This is a genomic window from Candidatus Ichthyocystis hellenicum, from assembly GCF_001460935.1.
Lineage (GTDB): Bacteria > Pseudomonadota > Gammaproteobacteria > Burkholderiales > 2013Ark19i > Ichthyocystis > Ichthyocystis hellenicum.
The window spans coordinates 52622-65153 of the sequence record NZ_LN906597.1; the positions used below are offsets into that span (position 1 = coordinate 52622).

The window sequence follows — 12532 nt, forward strand, 5'->3', positions numbered from 1 at the left end:
TTTGATTCCAAACCAGGACCCCTCCCTCAGGAGAAACTCAACACTTGCATAGAACTATCGAAATAATTTACCTAACAGTTGTTATAAAAAACAACTATCTGCGCGAAGATGGCAAAGTATCAGCACAAATACCCAGGGCCACCTCAGCAGCAAGACCAACTGATTCGCATAATGTAGGATGAGGATGTATAGTACGAGCCAAATCAACTGCCTCTGCCCCCATCTCAATGGCTAAACACAATTCACCCAACAAATCTCCCGCGTGCACACCTACCACACCAGCACCAATTATGCGTTTTGTTTTCTTGTCAAAAATCAACTTAGTCATACCATCCGTACGTTGTTGACTAATAGCACGGCCAGAAGATGCCCACGGAAAAGAGCCAAGCTCAATCTCACGACCATCATGACGACAGCGAGCCTCAGTAAGACCAGTCCAAGCTATCTCTGGATCAGAATAGACCACAAAAGGAACCTGATAAGCATCAAATGAAACCGGATTACCCAAAATCGACTCTGAAACAACATGAGCCTGATGAGTAGATTTATGGGCTAACATAGGCTCACCAACGATATCACCAATTGCGTAGATGTTCCCGTAGCTAGTACGCATCTGATCATCGACAACAATATAACCTTTTTGATCACAAACTAGATTAGGCAAATTTAGGTGCTCCGCAGAGACCCTACGCCCGACACAAACCAGAACAATATCATATGTATGAGAAAAACCACCCTGCGGGCCTTCAAAATTAACCAACACACCCTCAGAAGATACACTGGCACCTTTAACCTTAGATTGCAAAAACACATCAGAAAAACGTCGTTGATTAGTACTCCACCACACCTTCCTCAGATCATCGTCTAACATATTCAACAAATTGTCCTGTGACTCAACTATAGAAACTCTTGATCCCAAAGCACTATAAACGGTCGCCATCTCAAGACCTATGCCCCCCCCACCTATGATTAACATCTTATTGGGAATAGTTGATAAGGACAGAGCATCAGTAGAGTACCAAATACGGGGATCATCAGGAAAAAATGGCAATTTCACCGGCTCAGACCCAGTGGCAATCAACGCAAATTTAAAAGCATACCGTAACGTAGCACCGTCCTTATGAATAATGACATGATTATCATCACAAAATTTAGCATCACCTTGGATGAAAGTAACATTCCTAGCTACTGCCATCTTAGCAAGACCGCTGCTTAATTTTTCAACAACATCGTCTTTCCAGTGCCTCAATTTTTCCAAATCAATTGAAGGATCACCCCACGAAACCCCAAATGACTCCGCTTCTTTCGCCTCTTCCAAACAACGTGCAACATGCAATAAAGCCTTTGATGGAATGCAACCTACATTCAAGCAAACCCCACCTAAAGTTGGTCTCCTGTCAACTAACAAAACCCGCAACCCCTCGTCAGCGGCACGAAAAGCAGCACAATATCCTCCAGGACCAGCACCAATAACCAAAAGGTCAAAAACATCATCCTTAGCATCTTGAACCAAATTGACCGAAATATTCCTCTGAGTAGCAACAAACGAATCTTTTTCCTGATGTTGGTCAGCAAACTCTTGATCTGAAAAAATAGTAACAACAGTCTGACCAATGGATACCTCATCTCCAACAGAAACAAGATATTTATCGATACAACCCGAAGATGGAGATGGTACCTCGACAGCTGCTTTATCTATTTCCAAAACCAACAACGTATCACCCGATTTTACCCTATCACCAGGTGATAACAAACATTCAATAACACAAGCCTTAGAAGGACCACTTAGATCAGGAACTACCACATTGAGGGATTTCTTCATTAGAACCTCATAACAATTAGCATAACCAGGTAAAATAACTCCCCAAGAGGCATATCATTGATGATCAAACTCCATTCCCACTAAGGTAATAATCATGAAATAATTCGGAATGGTCCATATTTTAGGACTAGCTACTCTCGGGAAAAATCTGTGTCACATAATTTATCACTTCTTATAGAAACTGTCTTGGTAGACAACGTTATACTAAGTCAAATACTGGGATTGTGCCCATTTCTTGGCCTGTCTAAAAAGTGGGACAGTGCAGTTGGAATGGGAGCAGCCACAAGCTTCGTGCTAACAATTGGCTGTGGCACTTCTTACATGATAGATCATTATCTCCTCATCCCATATCATGTTGAATTCTTGCGCACCCTATCGTTCATAGTAGTAATAGCGGGTGTAGTACAACTCACAGAACAAATAATTCAAGTCGTTAGCCCAATTTTACATCGAGTTCTTGGAATATATTTGCCATTAATAACGACAAACTGCGCAGTGCTTGGAATACCTCTGCTTAACAGTGGGACTAATCACAATTTGGTTGAATCCCTAATATTCGGATTTGGTAATTCAATAGGATTCACCTTGGTACTTCTTATATTCAGTAGTATGAGAGAAAGAATAGAGGCTGCGGATGTACCAAACATTTTTCGTGGTAACTCCATAGCACTCATGACCGCTGGGCTACTGGGAATTGCATTTAGCGGATTTGCAGGACTGGTGAAAATAACATGACCATTATCACCTCAATCCTGATAATGGCAGGACTGGTAGGAGTGCTATCAGCGTTACTAATGCTAACCCAGTTGGCAATAAAAAAGAAGGACAATTCCCTTGTTGACGAAATTGATGATATTTTACCCCAAACTCAGTGTGGTCAGTGCGGCTACCCCGGTTGCAGACCCTATGCAGAAGCCATCGCAGCCGGAAAAGCAGATATAAATCAATGCCCACCTGGTGGCGACGATGGTATTAGAAAGTTAGCCGAGTTACTAAACAAAGATGTAAAGAAACTCAATGAATCGCATGGTCAGAACAAACCCAAATCTGTGGCTGTTATCGATGAATTTACGTGCATCGGCTGCACACTTTGCATACAAGCATGCCCTGTTGATGCTATAGTAGGAGCCGCAAAACAGAATCACACCGTTATCAAAGAGTATTGCACCGGTTGCGAGCTATGCATCGCCCCATGCCCTGTGGATTGCATTGAAATGATCTCAACAGAAGATAGCTTGGGTCAATGGAAGCGCAAGTACCCGATAGTGCCAATATATTCGAGGAAGTGATGAGATATGAGACCACCGTTCGACTTTTTCGGGGGGCTGTTTCTCCTTGACCACAAACTTGAGTCAAATTGTCAGCCTATTTCAGATCTTCCTCCGGTGCAAAAATTTATAATCCCATTGCAGCAACACGTCGGTGCTCCATGCCGACCAATTGTACGCGAAGGACAAGTCGTAAAAAGAGAAGATTTAATCGGCTACTCAGGAAAAGATTTATCGGTTGGAGTACATGCCAGCACGTCTGGAACCATAAAATCTATCGAGAAGCACATCATTGCTCATCACTCCAATTTACCCGCACTATGCATAATCATTGACAGTGATGGAAAAGACGATAGCGCCGACCCACAGCCTTTGGCATGGAAAAATCGCCCGCTACACGAAGTACGTAGCCACCTTCAACGTATGGGTATAGTAGGACTGGGTGGTGGTATTTTCCCCTCTCACATAAAAATGAAATCTAAAATTCATACCCTCATAATTAACGGAGCTGAATGTGAACCATACATAACGTGCGATGATTTACTGATGCGAGAAAAAGCCGTTGAAATTATACTAGGAGCTCATATCGTTGCTCAGTTACTGGAGGCAAAAACACTGATTTTGGGAATAGAGGACAACAAACAAGAAGCCATCAAAAAATTAAAGCAAGCACAAGATGAGCTGTCATCATCAGTTAAAATCATCATCACCCCGACTAAATACCCTACCGGAGGAGCAAAACAGCTAATAAAATGCCTGACAAATGTAGAAATACCACATGGAAAACACACCACTGACTACGGATTCCAATGCTTCAATGTTGCCACTTTGCTGGCCATTTACAACGCCCTAGTCAATGGTAGACCACTAACAGAACGCATAGTCACACTTTCAGGAAACGTGTCCCACGGAAAAAATTACCGCGTACGGCTGGGAACACCCATACAAGAACTATTGAAATACCATGACGATACATTAAACTGCCAAAATGTAATAATTGGCGGTCCACTGATGGGATTTTACGTAAATGATCTAAGCAGTCCCGTCGTAAAATCAACCAACTGTATTCTAATACCAGCACAGGACTGGAATGAACCGCAAAAAGAAATGCCATGCATCAGATGCGGTGCGTGCGCGCCAGTATGCCCAGCAAAACTACAACCACACGAATTATACTGGTTCACAAAGGGACATCTGTTAGAAAAAGCTCAGGAGTATCATCTGTTTGACTGCATTGAATGCGGCTGCTGCAGCTACGTTTGCCCCAGCAACATACCACTTGTACAATACTACCAATATGCTAAGGATGAGATAAAATCGCAGCAGATTGAAAAAAATCTAGCCACTGATTCAAAGGAACGCTTCGAATCGCGTAAACAACGCCAACAACTTCTAGAGGAAAATAAGATCAAGAGACTTTCCGAACAAAACAAAATTCGTTCACAAGCATCCGACGAGGAAAAAAGAGCGATCATAATTGAGGCTGCCAAGAAAAGAAAAGAGAAAATAGCCAATCGCGAAAAATCTCGTAACAATCCGCCACAAACATCTTCTTAGGACAAAAGCTAATGTTTTCTCCGTTCATTAGAACCAATCGCTCAGTATCAGGTATTATGATAGAAGTACTGCTGGCACTTATCCCAAGTGTACTTCTCTACTATTACCTATTCGGTCCAGCCATATTCATCAGCATATCCATCTGTACAATGAGTTGTTTGATAGCAGAGCTTATAAGTTTAACATTACGCACTAGACCAATCCTTCCTTTCCTAAAAGATGGATCATCATTGGTCACAGCCTGGCTTATCGCCCTTTCGTTTCCTACTATATCTCCTTGGTGGCTACTGGTGATAGCCAGCGTAGTAGCAATTATCATCACCAAACACATTTACGGAGGATTGGGACATAATATTTTCAATCCTGCAGTAATGGCATACGCGGTATGCCTGCTGTGCTACCCTCAATTCATGAGTCAGTGGCAATCCATTGACGCAAAACTATCGTGGTCGGAGGCTTGGTCACTTATTATTTATCAAAAACTCCCCCTAGCTGGAATCACTCAAAGCACAGTACTAGACACCATAAGAACCGGATTAACATCGAAAATGATAGCTATTGACAAGATGATAAGTCTATCGCCACATAATTTCGGCAAATGGGGAACCCCGGGATACGAATGGGTTTCTCTTTCATATCTTGTCGGCGGATCACTGCTTTTATTCCGACGTATAATAACATGGCACTCGCCAGTCACATTTCTGGCAACTATGTCGCTGTTAAGTCTCATCGGACATACTGTATTACCAAACAAATTTATAGGAATAACATCGGAACTATTGGCTGGAGGAACCATGTTAACAGCCTGGTTTATCATTACAGACCCAGTTTCAGGAGCCACAACACCGCGGGGAAAAATTTTATTCTCTATTGGAACAGCACTACTTACTTTCTTGATTCGCCATTTTGGTGGTTACCCAGATGGTATTGCTTTCGCGGTAATTTTGATGAACTCATGCGTTCCAATTATCGACAAATACACTCAACCTCCTGTTTTTGGCAGAAATACCAAATGAGTAGACTGCACAACACTATCTCAACTGTGACCAAAATGGTTGGATTCAGTATTGTATTCACCTTGATAATGGCAAGCGTGTATGAACATACAAAATCCAAAATACATAGCAACGCACAATACGAGACTAGAACTCTCCTACATGATCTAACACAAGGCATAGCCAGTGATGGCGACCCTATTCGAAACTCCTACCAAAAACCAGCAACTGAAGAGCTAGGAACGAAAATACCCCAAACTGTCTACCCCATATTTTATCATAACAAGCCTAATGCCGTTGTGTTCTCAATCAGGGCTCCTGACGGATACGGTGGCCCTATAAACGCAATGATAGCAATTGAGTACTCGGGAAAAATCATTGGAATACGAGTATTATCACATAAGGAAACACCTGGCCTGGGAGATTATATAGATGGGAAACACGGGGCTTTTTCATACCAGTGGATTCGTCAGTTTCAACAACGATCGTTTTCATCATCATCGCAACAAAATTGGAAAGTAAAAAAAGATGGTGGAACATTTGGATACATGGCAGGTGCCACCATAAGCCCAAGAGCACTCATCAAAGCAGTATCAAAGGCATTGAAATACTACAATAGTAACCGTGATAACTTCTTTTACCCTAAAAAAGGAATGCAGCACAGTGGAACCAAAACTATCAGAGATAGCTTATAAGGGATTATGGTCACATAACCCAGCAATAGTACAGCTTTTGGGAATGTGCCCCCTTTTAGCAGTATCAACAACCATTATCAATGGAGCCAGTCTTGGAATTGCAACCGTGATAGTGATGACTATATCCAGTGGCGCGGTATCAGCATTACGCGGGTTGATACCTAAGAATGTCAGAATTCCTATGTTTATGCTGATTGTTGCATCTTTAGTTACAGCCGTAGATCTGTCTTGGAACGCCTATTATCATCGCCTTTACGGCATTATAGGAATTTACGTCCCTCTTATCGTAACAAATTGCATCGTACTTGCAAGAATAGAAGGATTTGCCTACCGAAACTCCTTTTTAAAAGGAGCATTTGATGGATTCATGATGGGAATAGGAGGCGCATTAGGACTAACAATCCTAGGTGGAATAAGAGAAATTATAGGGAACGGTACCCTGGGACAGGGAATAGAATGGATAATTCCCAACTGTCATCCCCTGTCAGTACTACCTGCTAACTACCCTGGATTTATACTGGCCAAACTACCCTCCGGAGCATTTTTAGGTCTTAGTTTAATGGTAGCAGCGTACAAATGGCTTCGCCGAGAACAATCATGAATCCCACCCAAAGAACTAAAATTTTCGATCGTTTCCAAAAGTCCAACCCTAATCCCACAACAGAATTATCGTATAACGGTGCCTACCAACTCATGGTAGCAGTAATTTTGTCCGCTCAAGCAACAGACAAAAGTGTAAATAAAGCCACAACAAAGCTTTTCGAAATAGCTCCTTCTCCTCATGACATGGTGGCTCTTGGGGAAGAAGCACTGTCGGAACTTATTCACTCCATTGGACTCTACAAGAACAAAGCGAAAAATATTATTAAAACTTCGGAAAAAATTATCGAATACTACGGAGAAAATGTACCAGACAAATACGATGACCTGATAAATCTTCCTGGAATAGGAAGAAAAACAGCATTAGTAATTCTAAATACCCTCTTTGACCATCCTGTTATCCCTGTAGATACCCACGTGTTTAGGGTATCTACAAGAACCGGAATAGCTTCTGGAAAAACGGTTATGGAGGTTGATCGAAATTTGCACAAACTAGTACCGCAAAGGTACAGAAAAAATGCCCATCACTGGCTCGTACTTCATGGAAGATACACTTGTATGGCCAAAAAACCCTTGTGCCGGGAGTGCATCATACAAGATTTATGTGAACACCAGTGTAAAAACTTCGGTTAATATACCTCTATAGATTCAACGGATTTTCTTATGTTAATTATTCTGTCTACGTCCAAAACATTAAATTTGGATGAACCATACAATAAAGTAGAAGAATCACTGCCGCGCCATTTAGATGCCTCGCTCAAGCTAGTAAAGATGATATCGACCCTATCCGTAAATAAATTTCAGGAAATAATGTCGCTATCTGAAAAATTGACCGACCTCAACTATAAACGATACAAAGAGTGGGATATTAATCATTCAGTTGAAAATAGCCGCCCTGCAATTTTCACGTATTCTGGAGACGTGTATGAAGGATTTGATGTATACGGCATTCCGCATGAAAACTACGACTGGATGCAAAAAAGTGTTCGTCTTTTGTCTGGGCTTTACGGAGTTTTAAGGCCACTGGATTGTATCCGTCCATATCGCCTCGAAATGAAAACCAAATTTCCGCAACCACCGTATGATCTGTATAGTTTCTGGGGAGATCTAGCTGAATCTGACATTAAGGATGATTTATCCGCAATATCATCAAAAGTTGTGATAAACCTTGCCTCAAATGAGTATTCACGCTTAATTAGCTCTCGTAACATAAAAATGATTAGCCCCATTTTTCAGGATTGGTCAAAAGGAACATACAAAGTAATTAGTTTTTATGCTAAAAAAGCACGGGGGATGATGGCCAGTTACGCGGTAAAAAATAGGATCACACGTCCATGTACCCTAAAACTGTTCAATGAGGATGGCTACCAATTCTGTCCTGATGAATCAGACGATACAAGATGGATATTTCGCAGACACATATCAGTTTAGACTAAGGGATACATTAATGATAAAAGTTGAAAGTAATTTTGATTCAGGAGCAATTGAAGTTCTTGAAATTTCTGAACCACTTAATATGAGATTAAATATTCGTTGCGACACAGCATCGGAATTTCGTCAGTGGTTTTGTTTCAAGGTTGTAGGAAAAAGAAATCAAAACTATCTAATTCGATTATGCAATTATCTGGAAACTACTTATACCGATGGCTTTCATGATTACAATGTTTTTGTATCAACAGACTTCAAAAATTGGACAAGAGTAAAATGTCACACTGATGAAGATGATTTTTGCATTCCATACACTTCACAAACAGATTTCTTTTACGTAAGTTACTTCGAACCTTACACCTGGGACAGACACTTAGAGCTTATTAATCTAGCCTCTACCTCTGGAATTGCTCGTGTTGAAACATGGGGAACTACTAAAGAAAATAGGCCTATTTCTGCCATAATTGTAGATGATACAAATAACAGCGGGAAAAAAAAGATGTGGTTAATAGCACGCCAGCATCCAGGAGAAACCATGGCAGAATTCTTCATGGAGGGATTTATTCAGAGACTATTAGATCCAACTGATGGATCATCTTCCGAGTTGTGTAAGTTATGTTCTTTTTATCTAGTACCTAATATGAACCCAGATGGAAGCGTTAATGGAAATCTTCGCACTAATTCAGCAGGTAAAAATCTTAACCGTGAGTGGCTAAATCCCAGTTCTGATGGTTCTCCAGAAGTACTGTGCGTAAGAAATCACATGCATGAAATAGGCGTAGACTGTTTTTTTGATGTACACGGTGATGAATCCATTCCCTATGTATTCACTGATCCTTGCTTAGAAAATTCAGAAGGAAACAATGCAACAGAAATAATGACTGAAAGGGAACATCATCTACTGAAGAGCTTGGAAAAACAATGTACTGATTTTCAGTATAGTGTTGGTTATGCTCCAGGACACTATCCTAAAGAAGAGATAATGTCTATGGCTCGTGGCTACGTACAAGAAACATTTTCTTGCCCGGCAATAACTCTTGAAATGCCGTTTAAGTATCACACCCCTAATAGAAATGATCAAACTGGATGGACTGCGAAAAAAAGCATTGGTCTGGGTAAAGAGTGGATTGATGGGCTACTAGCCTACTTAAAAAATCCACTTAAATAATGATAAACCTGCTGGAATAAGTTTTACTTGTTGGTGTTAACATATGTACTGTACTTGATAGTTATTATATTGGAAATACTTTTTAACCAACGCACTATGAAAAATGACCTGTAATCACATGCTACCGAACTTATAGGATACGGTAAAACAAATTTATGTGTTTAATTCCTAAAACCATCTGTGTAGACCTTGATGGCACACTGATAGCCGAAGATTTAGGCAAAATTGCACTTTCCAGGTTGATGTATCTACCATGGAAAGAACAGGCTCTCATCTCACTTAACATTATTCATGGATATACTTCATTTAAGTATAAATTATCCAATTCAGTGACCATAGATCCTTCAGGTTTAAGGTATAACGAGGAATTGATTAGCTGGCTAGTAAAAAAAAAAATTGATGGACATAAGCTAATTTTAGCCAGTGCATCACAAAGCAACTACGTAGAAAAAATTTTTAATCACATAAAAATATTTGATGATTACCACGCCTCCAATGAAAAAATACACTTAATCGGATCAAAAAAAGGAAAATATTTGGCCGAAAAATATGGCAACAACCAATTTATATATTGCGGCAATAGCTGGTTTGACTTAGGTGTTTGGAAATACTCCAGATATGCAGTAGCGGTAAATGTACCGCCAGTTCTGAAAATAATTATTAAAAAAAAATTTAACATCATTAAAACATTCGACATGTGATAAATATAGAGATATGCTCACGCAGTGTATCTAAGTTAACGTGTCATAAAAAAATTATATTTTTGCAAAAAAAATTATCAAAAATATAGCTTACATATAATGTAACATCACAAGAATATGGGTTTTGGGAGCGGCATATGAGTCATAGTAATATCTACCTAGGACTAGGAAATCAGATATTTAACGCGCAACTATTAAATGAAGAATTGCAAATAGATAATCAGCAAAACTGTGACCAAAATTATGCAAATCAAGATATTATATCAGAGGACGTTAGTGCGCTAAAAAATATAGATGAGACTTATTTGTGGGGAAATGTAACATATGATGACGAATGCTCACATGACAAAGAAACAGGGCCATGCCAATTAGAACAACAAAAACAACAGGAACCATGTGCTGGTACACTTGAAAACAGCGCTCGTATCAAAGATCTCAGTGAAATCTTCAATGATGATAATGGAGGATCAGCAGAATTTATCAGTACAGAAAAATATACAGATTTTGATACAGATCAAACTAACAACCACCCATGGGAAAACATGCTTTGTGAAAGTTACGAACTACAAGAACAAGGAGTTGCAATAAAACAGCATAAACAAGATCAACAAAAAATAAATTGCGATATTTGTATAATAAAAAATAAAGCAAAACCAGATTCATCTCCTCAGGAAGATAAACTGAACTATAATAAAATTAGTAATACTATTAGTGTCGTAAATTTTCCAGAAATACAATACGATGAAATAACCTCTGAAGATAGTTCAACAAATTCTGAAGTCACTTTTCATACCTACTACGGTGCTAAAATTGATAGCAATACTGCAGAAAAAATCAATTTTTTTAGAAAAAAATTGCTTACAGAATTACAAGAAAGCATAAAAGAGGCTACATATAGATTAAAAAATCACTTCTCAAAAAATTGTACGAAATCTTCCCCTACAAAAAACATGCTCTCTATGGTAGACCTAGGATCAGATGAGGTTTTTTTAGATCATCTATCAAATTTTTCAAATAATTATTCCAATAATATCAAGGAAACACTGGGAAAAGCTAAAATTTTCGATGGCAAATCAGAAAGATCAATGCTGCCAGAGGAAAAGTATTTGATTTTTTGTTGTTTCAGGAGAGAAAATGCCATAAACACAAAAAAAGAAATAAAAAGAAAGATGGCATCTGGGTTTCCTGAGTTATCAGAGCATGCCAATGAGAGTACATCTTCAACAATTAGTTCAAAAAAAAGATCGCATGAAAAATATTTATGCACAAATGTACCTAGCAATACAACTGAAACCGATTCAAATTTACAACCATCGGTACCCAAAGAGGACTACATCTTTTCTAACGAGATGTTATCAACTTCCTGTATCAATGCAGTAATAAATATTACTGACAATATAGAAAAATATGAAATTGATTACTCGATCATTAGCTCTTCTACTAATGTACTAACAGAAGAAGAAATGGTAACAGTTGTTGGAAAATGTATTAGTGCTTCCCTAGAATCGTATTTAGATGACATAAACGTGTCTATAAACACCAATGCATTATGTAAAATAGATAAAGCAGATTCCTTCTTGATAAAAATGCTAAGTACATATAAAAAATCAAAGTTAATAAAACAAAATGGAATATGGGGCAAAATTTTTACCCCTCAGGTATATGATCAACTAGAAGCAATTTTATGCTCATCTCTAGAAAAGTACGATATATTCACTAATAATGATGTTTGCAACAAAATCATAAAATTGTATGTAGAAATATTAACTAAAAATCCTAAAATAATTGTTGAAGAGTTAGTCGATGTAGTAAAGCAAAACATACACACAGTAAGAAAATTATTCTTTACTGAGTTATGTGATGATTTTTTCATATCCAGAATATCTGCACATAAAGTAAAAATTGCCAAGGATAAGATAGGAGAGATGGTCCTTAGTGATAAAAATTTGAATTATTTATTCGAAGTAATGCTAGACGAAGTAACGCTAGAATCCTGCTGCGGTGAGGATAACATCGAAGCTGCCATCAATAAATTCAGTAAGGACTTTTTTTATCTTCTTGAGATAATATGCTCTCAATACACCGGCAGAATATATTTAATTCTGAGAGACTCACCCGTAATTGCTGGAAACAACTTAGTCTGGCTTGACTCCAAACAGTGTATGGATACATCCAAAAAGTTCATTGCAAACATCATCAACCTCAGGTGGTTGAAAATAAAAGAACTGTGCAAAAAACAACTACTGAAAACCCAACTAAGCCAGTAAATACTGTGGTAATACACATACCCTCGACCAG

Annotated in this window: 12 protein-coding genes; 11 read left to right on the forward strand and 1 reads right to left on the reverse strand. The window is 38.9% G+C overall.

The annotated features are described in order from the left end of the window. Window positions 1–94: 94 nt before the first annotated feature. Entirely contained in the window at window positions 95–1822 is a 1728-nt protein-coding gene (gene lpdA / locus Arg41_RS00275; RefSeq protein ID WP_092342446.1) for a dihydrolipoyl dehydrogenase, read from the reverse strand. 150 nt (window positions 1823–1972) lie between these two features. Between lpdA and rsxA the strand changes: the two genes are divergently transcribed. The 11 genes from rsxA (at window position 1973) to Arg41_RS00330 (ending at window position 12501) form a co-directional block, all read left to right on the forward strand. Next, a complete protein-coding gene (rsxA, locus tag Arg41_RS00280) occupies window positions 1973–2557 on the forward strand; it encodes an electron transport complex subunit RsxA (RefSeq protein ID WP_092342448.1) in 585 nt (194 codons plus the stop codon). Continuing rightward, entirely contained in the window at window positions 2554–3111 is a 558-nt protein-coding gene (rsxB, locus tag Arg41_RS00285; protein ID WP_278183661.1) for an electron transport complex subunit RsxB, read from the forward strand. Before rsxA ends, rsxB begins: the two co-directional genes overlap by 4 nt. Before the next feature lie 6 nt (window positions 3112–3117). Then, window positions 3118–4647: an electron transport complex subunit RsxC gene (rsxC, locus tag Arg41_RS00290; RefSeq protein WP_092342450.1), complete on the forward strand. Its 1530-nt coding sequence runs from the start codon at window positions 3118–3120 to the stop codon at window positions 4645–4647. Window positions 4648–4658: 11 nt separating this feature from the next. Beyond that, complete coding sequence (locus tag Arg41_RS00295; protein ID WP_092342452.1) at window positions 4659–5663, forward strand: RnfABCDGE type electron transport complex subunit D; 1005 nt, start codon at window positions 4659–4661, stop codon at window positions 5661–5663. Continuing rightward, on the forward strand, window positions 5660–6337 hold the full coding sequence (locus Arg41_RS00300) for an RnfABCDGE type electron transport complex subunit G (protein ID WP_242641356.1): 678 nt from the start codon (window positions 5660–5662) through the stop codon (window positions 6335–6337). The genes Arg41_RS00295 and Arg41_RS00300 overlap by 4 nt, the downstream gene beginning before the upstream one ends. Beyond that, window positions 6306–6938: an electron transport complex subunit RsxE gene (gene rsxE / locus Arg41_RS00305; protein WP_092342455.1), complete on the forward strand. Its 633-nt coding sequence runs from the start codon at window positions 6306–6308 to the stop codon at window positions 6936–6938. The genes Arg41_RS00300 and rsxE overlap by 32 nt, the downstream gene beginning before the upstream one ends. Then, window positions 6935–7570, forward strand: coding sequence for an endonuclease III (nth, locus tag Arg41_RS00310; protein ID WP_092342457.1), 636 nt, complete (start codon window positions 6935–6937; stop codon window positions 7568–7570). Before rsxE ends, nth begins: the two co-directional genes overlap by 4 nt. Before the next feature lie 30 nt (window positions 7571–7600). Next, window positions 7601–8368: a peroxide stress protein YaaA gene (yaaA, locus tag Arg41_RS00315; protein ID WP_092342459.1), complete on the forward strand. Its 768-nt coding sequence runs from the start codon at window positions 7601–7603 to the stop codon at window positions 8366–8368. Between the two features lie 16 nt (window positions 8369–8384). Continuing rightward, window positions 8385–9533 carry a M14 family metallopeptidase gene (locus Arg41_RS00320; protein WP_157722192.1) on the forward strand — a complete coding sequence of 383 codons (1149 nt, stop codon included), beginning with the start codon at window positions 8385–8387 and terminating at the stop codon, window positions 9531–9533. A 155-nt stretch (window positions 9534–9688) separates the two neighbouring features. Continuing rightward, window positions 9689–10234: a hypothetical protein gene (locus Arg41_RS00325; protein WP_092342463.1), complete on the forward strand. Its 546-nt coding sequence runs from the start codon at window positions 9689–9691 to the stop codon at window positions 10232–10234. A gap of 137 nt (window positions 10235–10371) precedes the next feature. Further along, window positions 10372–12501: a hypothetical protein gene (locus tag Arg41_RS00330; protein WP_092342465.1), complete on the forward strand. Its 2130-nt coding sequence runs from the start codon at window positions 10372–10374 to the stop codon at window positions 12499–12501. Window positions 12502–12532: the final 31 nt, after the last annotated feature.